The sequence below is a fragment of the Pseudomonas sp. MWU347 genome (assembly GCF_017947305.1).
In the GTDB taxonomy this organism is placed as follows: domain Bacteria; phylum Pseudomonadota; class Gammaproteobacteria; order Pseudomonadales; family Pseudomonadaceae; genus Aquipseudomonas; species Aquipseudomonas putida_A.
The window spans coordinates 565,671-584,997 of the sequence record NZ_JAFGZB010000002.1 but is presented as its reverse complement, the minus strand read 5'-3'; the positions used below and the strand labels follow the sequence as shown (position 1 = coordinate 584,997).

General features: G+C 61.1%; 19 protein-coding genes. 13 read left to right on the top strand and 6 right to left on the bottom strand.

What is annotated here, in order from left to right; translation table 11 throughout:
• Positions 1-184: 184 nt before the first annotated feature.
• On the top strand, positions 185-1,462 hold the full coding sequence (gene gabT, locus KCG87_RS06195; RefSeq protein WP_003220503.1) for a 4-aminobutyrate--2-oxoglutarate transaminase: 1,278 nt from the start codon (positions 185-187) through the stop codon (positions 1,460-1,462).
• Between the two features lie 140 nt (positions 1,463-1,602).
• Positions 1,603-2,814 carry a response regulator gene (locus KCG87_RS06190; RefSeq protein ID WP_096796911.1) on the top strand — a complete coding sequence of 404 codons (1,212 nt, stop codon included), beginning with the start codon at positions 1,603-1,605 and terminating at the stop codon, positions 2,812-2,814.
• A gap of 139 nt (positions 2,815-2,953) precedes the next feature.
• Here the strand turns inward: KCG87_RS06190 and KCG87_RS06185 are convergent, their stop codons facing one another.
• Together KCG87_RS06185 and desA are read right to left on the bottom strand one after the other, a co-directional pair.
• Positions 2,954-3,943 carry a sensor domain-containing diguanylate cyclase gene (locus KCG87_RS06185; RefSeq protein ID WP_098966601.1) on the bottom strand — a complete coding sequence of 330 codons (990 nt, stop codon included), beginning with the start codon at positions 3,941-3,943 and terminating at the stop codon, positions 2,954-2,956.
• A 247-nt stretch (positions 3,944-4,190) separates the two neighbouring features.
• Complete coding sequence (gene desA, locus KCG87_RS06180; protein ID WP_027611144.1) at positions 4,191-5,375, bottom strand: delta-9 fatty acid desaturase DesA; 1,185 nt, start codon at positions 5,373-5,375, stop codon at positions 4,191-4,193.
• Between the two features lie 147 nt (positions 5,376-5,522).
• Between desA and dibA the strand changes: the two genes are divergently transcribed.
• The 6 genes from dibA to KCG87_RS06150 all read left to right on the top strand — a co-directional run bounded on the left by dibA (position 5,523) and on the right by KCG87_RS06150 (position 12,023).
• A complete protein-coding gene (dibA, locus tag KCG87_RS06175; RefSeq protein WP_134785155.1) occupies positions 5,523-7,442 on the top strand; it encodes a phosphodiesterase DibA in 1,920 nt (639 codons plus the stop codon).
• A 308-nt stretch (positions 7,443-7,750) separates the two neighbouring features.
• Positions 7,751-7,933 carry a sulfur starvation response protein OscA gene (gene oscA / locus KCG87_RS06170; RefSeq protein WP_003220508.1) on the top strand — a complete coding sequence of 61 codons (183 nt, stop codon included), beginning with the start codon at positions 7,751-7,753 and terminating at the stop codon, positions 7,931-7,933.
• Between the two features lie 137 nt (positions 7,934-8,070).
• Positions 8,071-9,084 carry a sulfate ABC transporter substrate-binding protein gene (locus KCG87_RS06165; protein ID WP_027611146.1) on the top strand — a complete coding sequence of 338 codons (1,014 nt, stop codon included), beginning with the start codon at positions 8,071-8,073 and terminating at the stop codon, positions 9,082-9,084.
• A 242-nt stretch (positions 9,085-9,326) separates the two neighbouring features.
• Positions 9,327-10,145 (top strand): sulfate ABC transporter permease subunit CysT, encoded by an 819-nt coding sequence (gene cysT, locus KCG87_RS06160; protein WP_027611147.1) that lies wholly within the window; start codon positions 9,327-9,329, stop codon positions 10,143-10,145.
• 12 nt (positions 10,146-10,157) lie between these two features.
• Positions 10,158-11,030 (top strand): sulfate ABC transporter permease subunit CysW, encoded by an 873-nt coding sequence (gene cysW / locus KCG87_RS06155; protein ID WP_003220512.1) that lies wholly within the window; start codon positions 10,158-10,160, stop codon positions 11,028-11,030.
• Between the two features lie 3 nt (positions 11,031-11,033).
• Positions 11,034-12,023 carry a sulfate ABC transporter ATP-binding protein gene (locus KCG87_RS06150; protein WP_025113397.1) on the top strand — a complete coding sequence of 330 codons (990 nt, stop codon included), beginning with the start codon at positions 11,034-11,036 and terminating at the stop codon, positions 12,021-12,023.
• Positions 12,024-12,104: 81 nt separating this feature from the next.
• On the opposite strand, the gene KCG87_RS06145 is transcribed toward KCG87_RS06150, so the two are convergent.
• The gene (locus tag KCG87_RS06145; RefSeq protein ID WP_098966608.1) at positions 12,105-12,629 is read right to left on the bottom strand and encodes an Mpo1-like protein; all 525 of its coding nucleotides are present in this window, start codon (positions 12,627-12,629) and stop codon (positions 12,105-12,107) included.
• 82 nt (positions 12,630-12,711) lie between these two features.
• On the opposite strand from KCG87_RS06145, the gene KCG87_RS06140 reads away from it, so the two are divergent.
• Positions 12,712-13,389: a Crp/Fnr family transcriptional regulator gene (locus KCG87_RS06140; RefSeq protein ID WP_210556899.1), complete on the top strand. Its 678-nt coding sequence runs from the start codon at positions 12,712-12,714 to the stop codon at positions 13,387-13,389.
• A gap of 171 nt (positions 13,390-13,560) precedes the next feature.
• On the opposite strand, the gene uraH is transcribed toward KCG87_RS06140, so the two are convergent.
• A complete protein-coding gene (uraH, locus tag KCG87_RS06135) occupies positions 13,561-13,971 on the bottom strand; it encodes a hydroxyisourate hydrolase (RefSeq protein WP_097086822.1) in 411 nt (136 codons plus the stop codon).
• 11 nt (positions 13,972-13,982) lie between these two features.
• Positions 13,983-14,468 carry a heme-binding protein gene (locus KCG87_RS06130; RefSeq protein WP_098966609.1) on the bottom strand — a complete coding sequence of 162 codons (486 nt, stop codon included), beginning with the start codon at positions 14,466-14,468 and terminating at the stop codon, positions 13,983-13,985.
• Between the two features lie 136 nt (positions 14,469-14,604).
• Here KCG87_RS06130 and KCG87_RS06125 point away from each other — a divergent pair, with 136 nt between their 5' ends.
• From KCG87_RS06125 to KCG87_RS06110, 4 genes are all read left to right on the top strand, one after another.
• On the top strand, positions 14,605-15,285 hold the full coding sequence (locus KCG87_RS06125) for a heavy metal response regulator transcription factor (RefSeq protein WP_027611153.1): 681 nt from the start codon (positions 14,605-14,607) through the stop codon (positions 15,283-15,285).
• Entirely contained in the window at positions 15,275-16,663 is a 1,389-nt protein-coding gene (locus tag KCG87_RS06120; RefSeq protein WP_210556897.1) for a heavy metal sensor histidine kinase, read from the top strand. The genes KCG87_RS06125 and KCG87_RS06120 overlap by 11 nt, the downstream gene beginning before the upstream one ends.
• 113 nt (positions 16,664-16,776) lie before the next feature.
• Entirely contained in the window at positions 16,777-17,025 is a 249-nt protein-coding gene (locus KCG87_RS06115; protein WP_103368632.1) for a helix-turn-helix transcriptional regulator, read from the top strand.
• Entirely contained in the window at positions 17,018-18,241 is a 1,224-nt protein-coding gene (locus KCG87_RS06110; protein WP_210556895.1) for a type II toxin-antitoxin system HipA family toxin, read from the top strand. Before KCG87_RS06115 ends, KCG87_RS06110 begins: the two co-directional genes overlap by 8 nt.
• 3 nt (positions 18,242-18,244) lie before the next feature.
• Here KCG87_RS06110 and KCG87_RS06105 read toward each other — a convergent pair whose 3' ends face one another.
• Entirely contained in the window at positions 18,245-19,249 is a 1,005-nt protein-coding gene (locus KCG87_RS06105) for an AraC family transcriptional regulator (protein WP_007963478.1), read from the bottom strand.
• Between the last annotated feature and the right edge of the window lie 78 nt (positions 19,250-19,327).

The following is a 19,327-nucleotide window of genomic DNA, read 5'->3' as shown; positions in this document are numbered from 1 at the left end:
CCGGGAAAGGGATCGCTGCAAACGCAAAGGGCACGAGAGCGCTGTCCCTTTGCGTCGTTTCAAACCGGAACTTTCTCTGCGGCCGGGAACGCCGTGACAGTCGATCATCGCATGCTGCCACCGCCGATTCCTCCCGCTTAATCCTTGAACCACGCCGCCCGATGAGCGGTGAATGAGGACTGTAATGAGCAAGACTAACGCTGAACTGATGGCCCGTCGTACCGCAGCTGTTCCACGTGGTGTTGGCCAGATTCACCCGATCTTCGCTGAATCGGCGAAGAACGCTACCGTGACTGACGTTGAAGGTCGTGAATTCATCGACTTCGCCGGCGGTATCGCTGTGCTGAACACCGGCCACGTGCACCCGAAAATCATCGCCGCCGTGACCGAACAGCTGAACAAGCTGACCCACACCTGCTTCCAGGTACTGGCCTACGAGCCGTACGTTGAGCTGTGCGAAAAGATCAACGCCAAGGTGCCAGGTGATTTCGCCAAGAAAACCCTGCTGGTGACCACCGGTTCCGAAGCCGTGGAAAACGCCGTGAAAATCGCCCGTGCCGCCACTGGCCGCGCTGGCGTGATCGCCTTCACCGGCGCTTACCACGGTCGCACCATGATGACCCTGGGCCTGACCGGTAAAGTCGTGCCTTACTCGGCCGGTATGGGCCTGATGCCAGGCGGCATCTTCCGCGCGCTGTACCCGAACGAACTGCACGGTGTGAGCATCGACGACTCGATCGCTTCCATCGAACGCATCTTCAAGAACGACGCCGAGCCGAAAGACATCGCCGCGATCATCATCGAGCCTGTGCAGGGTGAAGGTGGTTTCTACGTCGCGCCGAAAGAATTCATGAAGCGTCTGCGTGCCCTGTGCGACCAGCACGGCATCCTGCTGATCGCTGACGAAGTGCAGACTGGCGCTGGCCGTACCGGCACCTTCTTCGCCATGGAACAGATGGGCGTTGCCGCCGACCTGACCACCTTCGCCAAATCCATCGCTGGCGGCTTCCCGCTGGCCGGTGTCTGCGGCAAGGCCGAATACATGGACGCCATCGCTCCAGGCGGCCTCGGTGGCACCTACGCCGGTAGCCCGATCGCTTGCGCTGCGGCGCTGGCCGTGATGGAAGTGTTCGAAGAAGAGCAACTGCTGGACCGCTGCAAGGCTGTCGGCGAGCGTCTGGTAACCGGTTTGAAGGCCATCCAGGCCAAGTACCCGGTGATCGGCGAAGTGCGTGCGCTGGGCGCGATGATCGCGGTCGAGCTGTTCGAAAACGGCGACAGCCACAAGCCAAACCCGACCGCCGTTGCGGCTGTCGTGGCCAAGGCGCGCGACAAGGGTCTGATCCTGCTGTCCTGCGGCACCTACGGCAACGTGCTGCGCGTTCTCGTACCGCTGACCTCGCCGGACGAGCAACTGGACAAAGGTCTGGCGATCATCGAAGAGTGCTTCTCGGAGCTGTAAGCCCCGGCGCTGTGTGATCCGTTCGACAAAAAACCCGCTTCGGCGGGTTTTTTTATGCCCCTGATACACATCCAACGCTTTTGCGCTGTATCGATAGGCCAGCATTGGCTAAGGTTCAGGCATTGCAAGGGAGAGCGCGCATGACCGCCGTTGATTTACCCGCCGTACCCCGAGTGCTGATTGCCGAGGCCGATCCATGGTCTCGTGACCTGCTTAAACAAGTGTTGCTCAACGTGCGCTGTGATGCGCGGCTGGACTTGTGTGCCGATGGCCAGCAAGCCATGTCGTTACTCAGCGAAGTGCCTTATGACCTGGCCATTGTCGATTGGGAGTTGCCGGGCATTGATGGTTTGAGCGTGCTGCGCAGCGTGCGCCAGCGCAAACGCAATCCGCCGCTGCCGTTCATTCTGATGAGCAGTCGCAACGACAGCGCCAGCGTGCGCGAAGCCATCCCGTTGGCCCCGACGGCCTATCTGACCAAACCGCTGAACATGGAAAGTCTGACCGAGCGGCTGCAGGGTTTGCTGCTGAATGCGGGTGAAGAGGTGTTCTGCGAAGTGCCGACGCTGGCGCCGGGCATGACCTTATCGGTGTTCCTTGAGCGGCGTCGTGAGCAGGCCGATGGCGCGCCGTTGATGACCGATGTGCAAGTGGCGGTCAAACGCAGCCTCAACCCCAATGGCCTCGATCTGAAGCTGCTGGAAGAAGAGATCCGCACCGATCCGCAGATCACCGCCGTGCTGATCGCCGCCGCCAACAGTGCGGCGCAGCATCATGGTGTGGCGGTGCAGACCCTGGGGCAGGCGCTGCACCGCCTCGGCACCGGGCAGAGCATGAACCTGATCCTCGGCCTGGCGCTCAAACGCAGCGCCAGACTCAGTGACCCGTGCCTGGCGGATTACGCCGAGCGCTATTGGGGGCTGTCGCTGCACACGGCGGAATACGCCCGCACCCTGGCGCGCCTGCTCGATCTGGATCAGGAGCGCTGCTACTGCGCGGGCATGCTGCATCGTCTCGGTGACCTGGCGTTGCTGCGTTGTTTGCAGGAGTGGAAGCAGGCTGGCGGCGAGCTGGATGAGTGGGAAGAGGTCGGTGACGCGCTGGCGGAGTTTGGCGCGGCCTACGGTTCGGCGCTGCGTACACGCTGGCGCCTGCCGCTGGAGCTGCGTGAGTTGATTGCGTCGGTCTACCAGCTCGGTGGTGGGGTCTATTCCCGTGAGGCGCTGGTGATGAACATGGCGGCGCAGATGGCCCGTCTGACCGAGCATGAGGGCGTTGAGGAACTGGCGAGGAGTCGTACGGCGCGACTGCTGAAGATCGGGCTGCCGGAATTGATGCGGATGCGTAAGTAATCTGACTTTTCACAAAACCCTGTGGGAGCGGGCTTGCTCGCGAAGGCGGTGTATCAGCCAACATAAATGCTGAATGACCTACCGCCTTCGCGAGCAAGCCCGCTCCCACATTGGATATTTGGGTTGCTGAAATTCTGGATCAGGCAGAAATGATCCGGTTCTTGCCCTGCCGTTTTGCCTCGTACATGGCCGCATCCGCTCTGGCGAACAGGCTCTCGAGACTGTCGTCGCCATCCCTGAGGCTGGTCAGGCCCTGGCTGACGGTGATGCCGAATGTCTGCCCCTCGTGGTTGAAACTCAGGCGCTGAATCTCCTGCTGCAGCCGCTCGGCCACTTGCAGCGCCATGTCCGGTGCGCAACCGGGAAACACCGCAGCGAACTCCTCGCCGCCGATACGTCCGAACAAATCACCCCGGCGTAACGAAGCGCGCCCGCATTCGGCAATCCGTTGCAGCACGTTGTCACCCGCCGGGTGGCCGTAGCTGTCGTTGATCAGCTTGAAATCATCGATGTCCAGCAGCAGGAAGGCCAGTGGTGCACCTTGCAGGCGTGCCTCTTCGAACTCGCGGTTGGCGCATTCGAAGAAGTGTCGGCGGTTGCTGCTCTGGGTCAGTACGTCGGTGGTCGCCAGGCGATGCAGTTCGGTTTCCATGTGCTTCTTGTCGGTGATGTCTTCGGCGATGCCGACGATGATCACCGGTTGCCCGGGTTCGTCCTGACGGTTGATGAAGCATTTGTCGCTGAGCCAGCGCACCTGACCGTCGGCGGCGATGATCCGGTACTCGCGGTCTTCCACAGCACCTTTTTGCAGCACTTCGGCAAGGCTGCGTTCGGCATAGTCGAGGTCGTCGGGGTAGATGCTGTCGCGCCACTGGTTGTAGTCGGCCAGCAACAGGCCTGCGGAGCGACCGAAAATCCGCTCGTAGGCAGGGCTGACATACAGCACCTGACGGGTTTCCCAATTGAACGCCCAGAGCACCGCGTTGACGCTCACCAGCAATGAACTGAACAGTTGTTCGCGCTCGCTCAGCCGGGCGACTTCGCCTTGAGCGTGCATCAGCGCCATCAGGGTTTGCGCGGCCTCGGGCCACTGCGCAAGGGATGAGTCTTTTTGATTGTTGTTGACCATCGGCACATTTCTCAAAAGGTGTGCCGCAATTTCGACAACGGCCACAGTACAGCCCGCCGGGGTGGCGAAGTGTCTTTGAGATAGGGCTTTCGGTGCTAAGTTCCGCGCTTTTGTGGCGAGGGAGCTTGCTCCCGCCGGGCGGTAGATATGACGCGTTTCAGCAATGAGAACGCGTCGACAAATTTGCGGTAGCTGCGCTACCGATCGGGGATGAATCCCCTGTGGCGAGGGGATTCGTTCATGGCGGTCAGGCTGCGGCGGGGCGCAGCGAGTAGGTTTTCAGCTGGTCGGCAAATTCACGCAGGGACTGGATGCCGCTGGCTTCGGCCTCGTGCACCCATTCCTTGATGGCGGCGAGCATGTCGTGGCCATTGGCGCTGGTCTTGACCCAGATCTGCTGCAGGGCCAGACGTTTCTCGTAAATGACCTTCAGCGCCTGGCTGTGCTCGAGCATGTTCTGGATGCGCAAGTGATGACGGTCTTCCAGCAGGCTGGTTTCCCGCGACAGCAGGCGCTTGGCCCGATGGAATTGATGACGTACCGAATGATCGACCTTGTCCAGCTCCTGCTTGACCAGCGGGCCGATCACCAATTTGCGGTACTGGGCCATGATCTGGAAGCGGTTGTTGAGGATCGCCATGGCGGTGTCCATGTCCAGATGGCCCTTGCCTTCGACGCGGTGGGCAATCGGTGCCACACGCTGCACTTTGGCCAGACCGAAGAAGCTGAAGACCTTGATCCACGCCCAGCCGAGGTCGAACTCCCACTTCTTCACCGACAGCTTGGCCGAGTTGGGGTAGGTGTGATGATTGTTGTGCAGTTCTTCGCCGCCGATCAGGATGCCCCACGGCACCAGATTGGTCGCCGCGTCGCGGCATTCGAAGTTGCGGTAGCCGATGGCGTGACCCAGACCGTTGACCACGCCGGCCGCCCAGACCGGGATCCACATCATCTGAATCGCCCAGATGGTGATGCCGATGGTGCCGAACAGCAGCAGGTCGATGACGCCCATGATCGCCACGCCCAGCAACGGGTAGCGGCTGTAGAGGTTGCGCTCGATCCAGTCTTCGGGGCAGTTCTTGCCGTAGATGCGCAGGGTCTCCGGGTTCTCGGCTTCGGCGCGATACAGCTCGGCGCCTTTGCGCAGCACGGTGGACAGACCCTTGATGACCGGGCTGTGCGGGTCATCTTCGGTTTCGCATTTGGCGTGGTGTTTGCGGTGGATGGCAGTCCACTCGCGGGTGTTCTGCGCCGTGGTCAGCCACAGCCAGAAACGGAAAAAGTGTTTCAGGCCGGCATTCAGCTCCAGCGAGCGATGGGCCGAGTAACGGTGCAGATAGACCGTGACGGCGACAATTGTCACGTGGGTCATCAGCAGGGTGACCGCGACCAGAGACCAGGCCGACAAGCCAAGAAAACCTTCGTACCACATAGGCTATAGGGCCCTCGATAAAGATAAAAACAGCCGTTGCATTATCACCAAGCACACAGATAAAACCAGTCGCCCTTTCAGATAAGAGTCGCTGGATGTTTCTTGACCTATAATTCCAGCCTTTTTTGTAGGGACATGGACAGCCGAATGCCTGCCACTTACCGCGATGCCTTGCGTGCAGCGCTGCTCTACCTGTTGCTTGCTGTGGTCTGGCTGCAGGGAACTGGTTACTTATTGAACAGTTTCTTTGATGAGTCTGTCGATCTGCAGCGATGGCAACTGATCAACGGTTACGTCTGGGCTGCCGTCAGCGCTGGCCTGATTTTCCTGGCACGGGCCAGATTGTGCGAATTTCTCGGCATTGGTGCGCGGCTACGCGAGCGTCAGTCCGACCGTGAACGCCTGCGTCAGGCGGCAGCGGTGTTCGATTGCACCCGCGAAGGGGTGCTGGTCACCAATCATCAGGGCCTGATCGTGCACGTCAACCGTGCGTTCATGGAAATCACCGGCTACCAGTACGACGAAGTTCTCGGCCATCAGCCAAGCCTGTTCAAGTCCGGCCACCATCCGCCGGGCTTTTACCAGGCGATGTTCGCCACGCTGGAGAGCGAGGGCGAATGGAGCGGTGAGATCTGGAACCGACGCAAGAGCGGCGAGATTTATCCACAGTGGCAGACCATCCGCGTGATTCACGATGATCAGGGCCGGCTCAGTCACTACGTGGCGGTATTTTCCGACATCAGTGCGATCAAGGACTCCGAACACGAACTCAAGCACCTCGCCCATCACGACCCGCTGACCGACCTGCCCAATCGCCTGTTGTTCAGCGACCGCGCCGAGCAGGCGCTGGCCTCGGCGCAGATCCACAAGCGTGGCTGCGCCCTGCTGATGATCGATCTGGATCACTTCAAGATGATCAACGACAGCCTCGGGCACAACGTCGGCGATCGCCTGCTCAAAGCGGTGGCGGCGCGCCTGCAGGACCTGTTCGGCCCCGGGATTACCCTGGCACGGCTCGGCGGTGACGAATTCGCGGTGCTGGCGGAAAGTTGTCCACAACTGGTTCAGGCAGCGGCGCTGGCCCAGCGCATTCTCGATGCGCTGAAGGAACCGTTCAGCATCGAGCGGCATCAGCTGTTCATCAACGCCAGTATCGGTATCAGCCTGTTCCCCAGTGATGCATTGAGTGCCGATCAATTGCTGCGCAATGCCGACGCCGCGCTGTTCAAGGCCAAGAGCAGCGGCCGAAACGGCTACGCGCTGTACACCGAAGAGTTGACCGCCCATGCGCAGCAACGGGTCGAGATTGCCTTCGAGCTGCGTCGCGCGCTGGAGCAGCAGGAGCTGCGCGTCTATTACCAACCGGTTCACGATTTGCACAGCAGTCGCCTGATCGGCGTCGAAGCGCTGGTGCGCTGGGAGCATCCGCAGCGTGGTCTGGTGTCACCGGCGGAATTCATCCCGATTGCCGAGCGCACCGGGCTGATCGCCGAAATCGACGCCTGGGTGATGCGTCAGGCGTGTTCGCAGATGTGTCAATGGCAGCAGGCCGGGATTGTGTTGTCGTTTGTCGCGGTGAATGTGTCGTCGCGCCTGTTTGCCCGGCGTGAGCTGTATCAGCAGGTGGCGCAGGTGCTGCACGAGACCGGGCTGGATCCGGCGTATCTGGAGCTGGAAGTCACCGAAAGCGCGGTGATGGATGACCCGGAAGTGGCGCTGGAACAGATGCATCGCTTGCGTGAGTTGGGCATTCGCCTGGCCATCGATGACTTTGGCACGGGGTACTCGTCGTTGTTGCGGCTCAAGCGCTTGCCGGTGCAGAAGCTCAAGATCGATCAGGGTTTTGTCGCCGGTCTGCCGTGGGACGAGGATGACGCAGCCATCGTTCGGGTGATCGTCGCCCTGGCACGCAGCATGGGCATGCAGGTGCATGCCGAAGGGATCGAGCAGGCCGAGCAGGCGGCGTTTCTGCTGGAGCAGGAATGTGATCTGGGGCAGGGGTACTGGTTTGGGCGGCCGGTGCCGGCGGGGGAGATTGATTGGACCAGAGCTCCTGTTATCGGTTAGCAGTCCTGTTATGGCTGACACAAAACCTGTGGTGAGGGGATTTATCCCCGATGGGTCGCGCAGCGGCCCTAAAAAACAGGGACTGCTACGCAGTCCATCGGGGATGAATCCCCTCACCAAAAGGTTTCATACAGGCTTCAAACTCGGGGAACACCGCGCAAACCCTTGCCCCGTCAGATAATGTTTTCTAGTTATATAAACATTCTTAAATAGTCTTTTTAAGAATATCTGCGCCTCTCTTATATTGCTCCCACGCCGAACGCAGTGCCGCCCACTGCCAGGCACATCCCATTCAAAGGAGCAGCACCATGAGCGCATCCCTTCGCAGCGTTGACGGTCAGGACGAAACCACCATCTTGCGTGAAATCCAGAGCGCCCTGCGCGATCTGCGGTTTGGCGCGGTGGAGATCACTGTGCACAACGCCCAGGTCGTGCAGATCGAACGCAAAGAGAAATTCCGTTTGCAGCAGCCGGGTAACAAGCCGAGCTGAAAAAGATCGCAGCCTGCGCCAGCTTTTGCAGGGGGCTGTGCGCAAGCGCTGGCGCAGGCGGCGATCTTTGAATGAGCAACCCGATTCCAGCAACACATAAGAAAAAGCCACCACCAAGAATTCCAGGAGCTTTCACCATGTCGTCGATTCGCCGTTACGCTTTGGCCGCGCTGGCCAGTGCTGTGTTTGCCGGTTCCGCGGTTGCCAAGGATTACGAACTGCTCAATGTGTCGTACGACCCGACGCGCGAGCTGTATCAGGACTACAACGCCGAATTCATCAAGTTCTGGCAGAAGGATCATGCCGGCGACACCGTGAAAATCCAGCAATCCCACGGCGGTTCGGGCAAGCAGGGCCGGGCGGTGATCGACGGTCTGCGTGCCGACGTCGTGACCCTGGCCCTGGCCGGCGACATCGACGAAATCGCCAAGCTCGGCAAGACCCTGCCGGCCGACTGGCAGAAGCGTCTGCCGGACGCCAGCACCCCGTACACCTCAACCATCGTGTTCCTGGTGCGCAAGGGCAACCCGAAAGGCATCAAGGACTGGGGCGACCTGGTCAAGAACGACGTTTCGGTGATCACCCCGAACCCGAAAACCTCCGGTGGTGCACGCTGGAACTTCCTCGCCGCGTGGGCCTATGGCCTGAAAGCCAACGGCGGCAGCGAAGAAAAAGCCAAAGAATACGTACAGACCCTGTTCAAGCACGTTCCCGTGCTGGACACCGGCGCCCGTGGCTCGACCATCACCTTCGTCAACAATGGTCAGGGTGACGTGTTGCTGGCCTGGGAAAACGAAGCGTTCCTGGCACTGAAAGAAGATGGCGGCGCCGACAAGTTCGACATCGTCGTGCCGTCGCTGTCGATCCTTGCCGAGCCACCGGTGGCCGTGGTCGACAAGAACGCCGAGAAGAAGGGCAACGAGCAGATCGCCGAAGCCTACTTGAAGCACTTGTACAGCCCGGCCGGTCAGGAGATCGCCGCGAAGAACTTCTACCGTCCGCGTGACAAGGATGTGGCGGCGAAGTACGCCCAGCAGTTCCCGAAACTGGAACTGGTGACCATCGACAAGGACTTCGGCGGCTGGAAATCCGCACAACCGAAGTTCTTCAACGACGGTGGCGTGTTCGACCAGATCTATCAGGCGCAGTAATCTGCTCCACAATGAGCCTGAAGTTTAGGCACTTGAGATGTGGGAGTGAGCTTTTGTGGTGAGGGGATTCATCCCCGATGGGTTGCGCAGCAGCCCCAATGCCGACCTTTGCGGTGAATCAAATCTACCGCGAACTCTGGTTTTGCGACTGCTTCGCAGTCGGTCGGGGATAAATCCCCTCACCACAGGGCTTGCTCCCACATTGGTGCGTTCAGCGGAATGCTTTTTAACCAAGGACTTTTATGTCGCGTCGTATCTCCCCCGTCATACCCGGCTTCGGGCTGACGCTGGGCTACACCTTGGTGTACCTCAGCCTGATTGTGCTTATCCCGCTGGCGGCGATGTTCGTCCACGCCGCCCAACTCACCTGGGATCAGTTCTGGACGATCATCACCGCGCCACGCGTGCTGGCAGCGTTGAAGCTGAGCTTCGGCACCGCGCTGTGTGCGGCGATCATCAACGGCATCATCGGTACGCTGCTGGCCTGGGTGCTGGTGCGCTACACCTTCCCCGGGCGCAAGGTGATCGACGCGATGATCGACCTGCCGTTCGCCCTGCCGACGGCGGTGGCCGGTATCGCCCTGACCGCGCTGTACACCCCGACCGGTCTGGTCGGCCAGTTTGCCGCCGACCTCGGTTTCAAGATTGCCTACACGCCGCTGGGCATCACCCTGGCGCTGACTTTCGTCACCCTGCCGTTCGTGGTGCGCACGGTGCAGCCGGTACTGGCTGACATTCCCCGTGAAGTCGAAGAGGCCGCTGCCTGCCTTGGCGCGAAACCTTTGCAGGTGTTCCGCCATATCCTCTTGCCAGCGCTGTTGCCCGCCTGGTTGACCGGTTTTGCCCTGGCGTTCGCCCGCGGTGTCGGTGAGTACGGCTCGGTGATTTTCATCGCCGGCAACATGCCGATGAAAACCGAGATCCTGCCGCTGCTGATCATGGTCAAGCTCGATCAATACGATTACACCGGCGCCACTTCCATCGGCGTGCTGATGCTGGTGGTTTCCTTCGTCCTGTTGCTGCTGATCAACCTGTTGCAGCGGCGCATCGAAACCCCATAAGGAGGCGCGAACATGTCCCAATCGTCTATTGCGGCCGCGTCCTCGGCCAACGCTGCCCGCCGTGGCAGCGCTACTTCACGGCGCGTGCTGATCGGTCTCGGCTGGCTGATCTTTTTCCTGTTTCTGGTGCTGCCGCTGTTCATCGTGGTGTCGCAGGGTTTGAAGAACGGCCTCGGCGCGTTCTTCACCGCGATCTTTGAACCGGACGCCTTGTCGGCGCTGAAACTCACGGTGATCGCCGTGCTGATTTCGGTGCCGCTGAACCTGGTGTTCGGCGTCAGCGCCGCATGGTGCGTGAGCAAATATTCGTTCCGCGGCAAGAGCATGCTGGTAACGCTGATCGACCTGCCGTTCTCGGTATCGCCGGTGATCGCTGGTCTGGTCTACGTGCTGATGTTCGGCGCCCAGGGCCTGTTCGGCCCGTGGCTGCAGGATCACGACATCCAGATCGTGTTCGCCCTGCCGGGCATCGTGCTGGCGACGATCTTCGTCACCGTGCCGTTCGTGGCCCGCGAGCTGATTCCGCTGATGCAGGAACAAGGCACGCAGGAAGAGGAAGCCGCGCGGTTGCTCGGCGCCAATGGCTGGCAGATGTTCTGGCATGTCACCGTCCCCAACATCAAGTGGGGTCTGATCTATGGCGTGGTGCTGTGTACCGCGCGGGCCATGGGTGAGTTCGGTGCGGTGTCGGTGGTTTCCGGGCACATTCGCGGGGTGACCAACACCTTGCCGCTGCACGTCGAGATCCTCTACAACGAATACAACCACGTGGCCGCGTTCGCCGTGGCGAGCCTGTTGCTGATCCTGGCGCTCTTCATCCTGCTGCTCAAGCAGTGGAGCGAAAACCGTATCAACCGCCTGCGCGCCAGCGCCGCGGAGGAATAATTCATGTCGATCGAAGTGCGTAACGTCAGCAAGAATTTCAATGCGTTCAAGGCGCTGGACAACATCAGCCTGGACATTCACAGCGGTGAACTGGTGGCGCTGCTCGGCCCGTCCGGCTGCGGCAAGACCACGCTGCTGCGGATCATCGCCGGCCTGGAAACCCCGGATCAGGGCAACATCGTGTTTCACGGCGAAGACGTCTCCGGCCACGACGTGCGTGATCGCAACGTCGGTTTCGTGTTCCAGCACTACGCCTTGTTCCGCCACATGACGGTGTTCGACAACGTCGCGTTCGGCCTGCGCATGAAACCGAAAAACCAGCGCCCGAGCGAAAGCCAGATCGCGACCAAGGTCCACGAACTGCTGAACATGGTGCAGCTGGACTGGCTGTCGGATCGCTACCCGGAGCAACTCTCCGGCGGTCAGCGTCAGCGTATCGCCTTGGCCCGTGCCTTGGCGGTGGAACCGAAAGTGCTGCTGCTCGACGAGCCGTTCGGCGCTCTCGACGCCAAGGTGCGTAAAGAGCTGCGCCGCTGGCTCGCGCGCCTGCACGAAGACATCAACCTGACCTCGGTGTTCGTGACCCACGACCAGGAAGAAGCGATGGAAGTCGCCGACCGCATCGTGGTGATGAACAAGGGCGTGATCGAGCAGATCGGCTCACCGGGCGACGTCTACGAAAACCCGGCCAGCGATTTCGTTTATCACTTCCTCGGCGACTCGAACCGCTTGCTGCTCAGCGATGACAACCATGTGCTGTTCCGTCCGCACGAAGTGTCGTTGTCCAAGCATGAACTGGAAGATCACCACGCCGCTGAAGTGCGTGATATTCGCCCATTGGGCGCGACCACGCGGGTGACGTTGAAGGTGGAAGGGCAGACCGATCTGATCGAGGCGGAAGTGGTGAAGGATCACGACAGCCTGATCGGACTGGCCAAGGGTGAAACGCTGTTCTTCAAGCCGAAGGTCTGGCAGAAAGTCGCCGGCCTCTAAAGTCAAAAGCTTCGCGAGCAAGCCCGCTCCCACCTTTGGAACGCATTCCATTGTGGGAGCGGGCTTGCTCGCGAAAGCGGCCTATACAGCCGCACGATTCGGATTGACCCGCACCACCCCCGCCCGCGCCTCGATCTGCTCTTTCAACTCATGGCGCATGCCGAGCAGGAACGCCACTTCGGCCACCACAAACAGCGGCCCGACAATCAGCCCGCTCACGTCATCGACAAACGCCGGTTTGCGCCCCTCGTAGTGGTGCCCGACAAACTGGATCACCCAGCCAATCACGAACATCGCCAGCCCGCTGCTCAGCCAGACCATGGTGCTCTGCTGCGCCAGCGCATGCCCGGCCCAGACCGACAGGCCCATCAACAGCGTCATCAGAACGCCGAGCTTCAGTTCCAGGCGCAGGTAGAACCACGCCGACGCCAGCGCCAGCAGCACCGCCGGAGAGATCCACAAGCCGCCCAGTGACCATTCTGGTCGCGACAACAACACCGCCACCGCCACCACGATCAGCGGAATGCCGATAAAGTGACTGGCGATGTTGCGCGGGTCGCGGTGGTAGGCGGCGTATTGACTGAGATGGTCGACGAGGCTTTTCATTGTTGTTCCTCCTGTAGGGTGCGTGCAGCATGCCTCGGGTTCGGCGTTCGCTCTGTCAGGCAGGCGACAATTGGGAGTGATCATGGATAAGCGTTCACGGCTGCTGACCGGGCAATGGTTCAGTCATCTGCCGGCATCCTTTCAGGATAGTCTGCTGGCGGCGGCCCGGGAGCGGCGGCTGGCGGCGGGGCAGCGCCTGTTCCAGCGCGGCGATCCGCCCTGCGGCCTGTACGCGGTGCTCGACGGCGCGATCCGAATCGGCGCGGTGAGCGAGCAGGGCAAGGAGGCGTTGCTGAGCCTGGTGGAGGCGCCGCACTGGTTCGGCGAAATCTGCCTGTTCGACGGCCAGCCACGCACTCATGATGCGTATGCGGTCGGGTCGTGCACCCTGCTGAATATCCCGCAGGCCACGCTGCTGAAAATCCTCGACGAACAGCCGGTGTACTGGCGCCATCTGGCATTGCTGATGAGCCACAAACTGCGCCTGACCTTTATCAATCTCGAACAATTGAGCCTGCTGCCGGCTCCGGCACGCCTGGCCCATCGCTTGCTGATGATCGCCGAGGGCTACGGTGAGATTGATGCGCCACGCCGGGTCCTGCAACTGCCGCAGGAGCAGCTGGCGTCGATGCTGTCGCTGTCACGGCAGACCACCAACCAGATCCTCAAGGATCTGCAAGGGCAGGGGATTATCGGGTTGGGGTATGGCGAGATCGAGATTCTCGATGCCAAGCGATTGCGCGCTCTCGCCACACTCTAAAATTTCACACCGATCCATTGCTGGAGTGGGCCTCTGTGGTGAGGGGATTTATCCCCGATGGGGGGCGCAGCCGCCCCCAACCTGTGATGAAGTCCGGCGACTGCTACGCAGTCGATCGGGGATAAATCCCCTCACCACAAGGCTCATTCCTACAGGGGAAACATGTGTGGCTTACGAGCCGCGATAGGTCGAGAAGCCATACGGGCTGAGCAGCAGCGGGATGTGGTAGTGCTGGTCAGTCTGCTTCACTTGGAAAATCACCGGAATCTCCGGGAAAAACGTCTCGCGCTTGTTCTTCTCGAAATACTCGCCGGTCTTGAACACCACCCGGTATTCGCCCGCCTCGAAAGGCTGCTTGGCCGGGAACAGTTCGGCGATGCGCCCCTGTTCGTTGGTGGTGCCCTGAGCCAGTGGCTGCCAGTTCTGGCCGACGTGTTTTTCCAGGGTCACGTTGACGCCCGGGGAGGGCAGGCCGTTTTCCAGGTTGAGCACGTGCACGCTCAGCGGGTTGCCGGCGGCCAGCGCCAGGCTGGAGAAGGCACTCAGGCCGAGTGCGGCGAAGGTCATGCGCAGGGTGGTCATGGTCAGTCTCCTTATTGGGAACGGGTCAGGGTCAGGCCGGCCTTTTCGGCGGCCTTGATCGCACAGCTTTCGTCTTGCTCGCCGCCGCCGGAGCCGGCCACGCCCATGGCGCCGACCAGTTCATCAGCGGCGAATAACGGGATCCCGCCGCCGAGCAACAGCAGCTCATCGAGGGTGTTGAGGTTGGCGGTTTCCGGATTGCTGCGGGCGCGCTCGGCGAACAGCCGGGTCGGGGTTTTCGTCGACAGCGCGGTGTAGGCCTTGCGCTGGCTGGCAGCGGTGTTGTGCGGGCCGATGCCGTCGCCGCGCAGGGTTACCAGCAAGTTGCCGCCACGGTCGAGCACCGATACCGTGGCGGTGCAATTGCTCAACGCGGTGTCGGCCAGCAGGCGTGCGGTTTTCAGATCGAGGTCAGCGTGGCGCGGCAGTTCAGGGGCGGCGAAAACACTGACGCTGAGGCCGAGGGCAAGGCTGGCTGCAAGGTATTTGACGGTCATGAACAGGCTCCGAAAGCGAAGGACATCACCTTAGCCGCCGCTCTTCGTCAGAACCCCGACAGTCGGATTACAAGTTTGTAATGGGCAACGCCGCCGAAGGCGCCTAGCCTGTGTGCCTGATCAATCGAGGTGTGCCATGCGTTTGCTGGTCGTAGAAGATGAAGCCAAAACCGCGAATTTCCTGGCCAAGGGCCTGGGCGAGTCGGGTTTTGCCGTGGACGTGGCGCTCAATGGTCTCGATGGGCGCTATTTCATCGAGCAGCAGGAATATGACCTGATCATCCTCGACGTGATGCTGCCGGGCCTCAATGGCTGGCAGCTGCTGCAACTGATCCGCCAGCGCGGCGCCACGCCGGTGCTGTTCCTCACCGCCAAGGACGCCATCGAAGACCGCGTGCGCGGCCTCGAACTGGGCGCCGATGATTACCTGCTCAAACCCTTCGCCTTCGCCGAATTGCTCGCGCGGGTGCGCACGTTGCTGCGGCGCGGGCCGCTGCGCGAGGCCGAGTCCTACAGCATCGCCGACCTGGAAATCGACGTGCTACGGCGTCGGGTCAGTCGCGGCGGTCAGCGCATTGCCCTGACCAACAAGGAATTTGCCTTGCTGCAATTGCTCGCCAGCCGTCAGGGCGAAGTGCTGTCGCGCACGCTGATCGCCTCGCAGGTGTGGAACCTGAATTTCGACAGCGACACCAACATGGTCGAAGTTGCAGTGCGGCGTTTGCGGGCCAAGGTCGATGACCCGTACATGCCGAAACTGATCCATACCGTGCGCGGGGTCGGCTATCAGCTGGAGGCGCCCGACGATGCGGTCTAGGTCGATCGCCTGGCGTCTGGCGCTGGCGTTCGCTGTGGTTTGCGCGTTGGTGTTGAGTGCGATCGGTGTGTTTCTCTACCGCTCGCTCGACTCGGAAATCGCCTACCGCGACGACCTCGCGTTGCTCGGCCGTCTGGAGCAGGTGCGCGCCTTGCTCGCCGACAGTGACAGCCTCGGCGCCTTGCAGGCGCGGCCACGTCTCTATCAGAACATGCTCGGTAACCTCGACAGCCTGCTGTTGGTGCGGCGGGCCGATGGCTCGAACGTGATTGCGATCAACCCGCGCCAGCGCGAGCTGCCGCCATTGAACGCAATCGCACGCGAGCAAACGCCGCAGCGTCGCGATGTGCTGACCTGGCAAGCGCCGGACGGCGCTGAGCTGGCGCTGTTGTCCGGTGAAGCCCAAGGGCCGAACGGCGAACCGCTCACCGTGATCGCCGGCAAGGTGCTTACTGAGCGTGAACAGATGCTCGCCAGTTATCGCCTGCGCCTGTACCTGGCCGTCGGGCTTGGCGCGTTGCTGGCGTTCGCGCTGGGCCTGGTTTTGCTGCGCCGTGGTCTGCAACCGTTGCGCCAGTTAAGCGCGGCGGTGCGCGGCATTGATCTGCGCAGCCTCGACCAGCGTCTGCCCGCCAGTGGCACCCCCGCCGAACTGCTCGAACCGGTGCAGGCGCTCAACGGCATGCTCGCGCGGCTGGACGACAGCGTGCAGCGGCTGTCGCAGTTTTCTGCCGATCTGGCCCACGAGATCCGCACCCCGTTGCACACCTTGCTCGCCAGCAACGGCCAGGCGCTGAATCACCCGCGCAGCACGGCGGAGTATCAGGAGCTGCTGGCGTCGAACATGGAAGAATTCGAACGCCTCAAACGCATGGCCGAGAACCTGATGTTCCTCGCCCGCGCCGAACAGGCGGAGCGTGCGCTCGACTTGCGCACGCTGGAATTGCACGAGGTCGGCAATGAATTGTGCGATTACTTCGAAGCGCTGGCGGACGACCGCAATATCCGTCTGGAAAATGCGCTGCACGGCGAACTGCTGGCCGACCAGCAACTGCTGCAACGCGCGCTCGGTAATCTGTTGGCCAACGCGGTGCGCCATGCCGATGAAAGCACGCTGATCAGCCTGCGCCGCCACGATGAGCCGGGCGTGTGCTGGTTACAGGTACACAACCACGGCCCGGTCATCGCGCCAGAACATCTGGGCAAACTGTTCGACCGCTTCTATCGCGTCGATCCTTCACGGGCGCAGCCTGGGGATTCCGGTGGGCTGGGGCTGGCGATCGTGCAGTCGATCATGCTGTTGCATGGCGGACGGGTCAGGGTGAGCAGTGATGCGAGTGGCACAGTGTTTGAGTTGGGTTTTGTCCTGAGCCAATGATGCGCCGTGCAAGTATTCTGAAACTCAGCTAGAGTTTGGTGACTAGTGCATCACATGTGATGCATTTCATTGATTTATGTATAAATGCATCGTAAACAGTGCAGGTTTGCGCAATGGAACAGATCGGCGAAGTGATCAGAAGTTTGCGTAAGGCGCGCAAACTCTCCCAGCAGGCACTGGCTCAACAATATGGCATGAGCCGCGCCACCATCTCGGGGATCGAAAACAACACGGTCTCCGAAATCGGCCTGCGCAAGGTTGAGGCGATACTCAACGGCTTCGGTTACGAGCTGGTTGCCGTTCCCCGGAAGTCCAATCGCCCAACCCTCGACGCTCTGCAAAAAGTGAATTTCCATGACTGAAACGCCGGACAGGTTGCAAATCCGTGTAGGTGAGCAGGTGGTCGGGACGCTGGGGCGCGGGCAGATTCGCGACGACAGCGTGTTCAGTTACCGCGAAGACGCCAGCGCTGACAATGCGGTATCGCTGACGATGCCCACTCGCCTGGACAGCTATGGCTGGGAACATGGCATCCACCCTGTCTTCGAGATGAACTTGCCCGAAGGCGCGCTACTTGAGGAGTTGATGCGGCGCTTCAGTAAAGCCGTGCGTGGCTTCGATGATTTTGCTTTGTTGGCTATCGTCGGCCCCCATCAGCTCGGCCGTCTGGCAATTGCCAGCGCACCGGCGACTGATCAGCCTCCGGCAACATCCCTCAGCGATCTGCTGGTGCACGATGGTGCTCAGGGGCTGTTCGAAGACCTGTTACAGACCTATGGTCAGTATTCCGGAGTGTCAGGCGTGCAGCCCAAAGTGCTGGTGCGTGACAGCGCCGCCGCGATTGATCGCCTGACCCATCGGGGCGCGACTCATCTGGTCAAGGCCTTTCGCGCCGAAGAGTATCCGCAGCTGGCAACCAATGAGTATTTCTGTATGCGGGCGGCGCAGCACTGCGGCCTCGAAGTGCCAACATTCGAGCTCAGCGAGCGCGGCAAATTTCTGGTGGTCGAGCGTTTTGACCTGAGCGATTCGGGGTACCTCGGTTTCGAAGATTTCTGTGTACTGAACGGGTGGCCGTCGAAAGCCAAATACGACGGTTCCTATGAAGGTGCCGCGCGGCAGATCAAGGCATTTGTTTCGCCGCAGTTGCTGGGCTCTGCCTTGGAAGCGTTTTTCAAGATTGTCGCGTTGTCTGCAGGGCTGAAAAACGGTGATGCGCATCTGAAGAACTTCGGCGTGCTTTACGAAGATTGTGCAGAGCAGTCATCCGTCAGGCTCGCGCCGGCGTACGACATCATCACAACGTCGGTTTATATCAAGAGCGACAGCATGGCGCTGCTGCTGGGCGGTTCAAAAGCCTGGCCCAAGTACAAGATGCTGGTGCGGTTCGGTCGTACGGCATGCAACCTGACCGAGGCGCGTTGCAACGAATTACTGCAACAAGTGGCTCACGGCATGCAGATGGCGATCGAGGAAATGGCCAGACACTGCCGCAAGTACCCCGATTTTGCCGAAGTAGGCGAGGCGATGATCGAACAGTGGACTTCCGGCCTGCAACGCAGCTTGATCAAGGGCTGATGTTCAGCGCAACTGATCGCGAAACTGCCCCGGCGTCATCCCCGTCCAGCGCTTGAACGCGCGGCTGAAGCTGCTGGTGTCGGCAAACCCCAGCAGGTAACTGACTTCACTCAACGAACACTGCGGATCGCGCAGGTGCAGCAGCGCGAGGTTTTCGCGGCTCTCGTTGAGCAGCGTGTCGAAGCGACAGCCCTCATCCGCCAGATGCCGTTGCAGGCTGCGCAGGCTCAGGTGCAAGGCCTGGGCGATGCGTTCGGCGCTGGGTTCGCCTTCCGGCAGTTGCTCCTCGATGGCATCGCGCACCTTGCGCTCCCAGGTCAGCGGCTGGAGTTGGGCCATCGTGCGCTTGAGCACCGCTTCGTTGTGTTCGGCCAGTTCCGGGTTGGCGTCGTCGAGGTGGCTGTCGAAGTCGGCGAGGGCAAACTCCAGGCGATCTTCGGCGCAGGAGAAATGCACCGGAGCGCGGAACACTTTGTGCCACTGATGCGCATCGGACGGTTCCGGGCGGCGCAGGTACACCGCCAGCGGCGCGTAATCGCGACCCAGGCGATTGCGGCAGGTACGCACGTAGATCGCGGCAAAGGCATCGATGGCTTCGAAGGCCGGCGCCGGATTGCCTGACGGAATTTTCAGACGAAACAGATAGCGGTCATCGCTGCGGCTCAGCTCCAGTTCCAATGCATCGCTGACCACCGGGTGATAACGCACGATGCGCTCGAATACCTCACGCAGGCTGCCGCTGGCCACCAGCGCGTAACCCAGCGCATGGAACGTGGTCGGGCTGACGAACCGCGACACTCGCAGGCCGATCGCCGGATCGCCGCTGAACTGTACTGCCAGTTGCCACAGGCGCGTGGTGCCGGACAACGGATAACGCGCGTTCGGGTCGTCCATCAACTGCGGATCGAGTCCGGCCTGTTGGCACAGGCCGAGACTGTCCAGCCCCAGCGCATCGAGTTGCTTGCGCAAGGCACGGGTCCAGCTGGCGAGAGAGGTCGGTTCCTTCATGCTGATTGGCGCTTCCGGTCAACAGGTTGGCGTTCACGGCTACCATCAATAAAGCTTTCGCAAGGCAGGATGCGAACA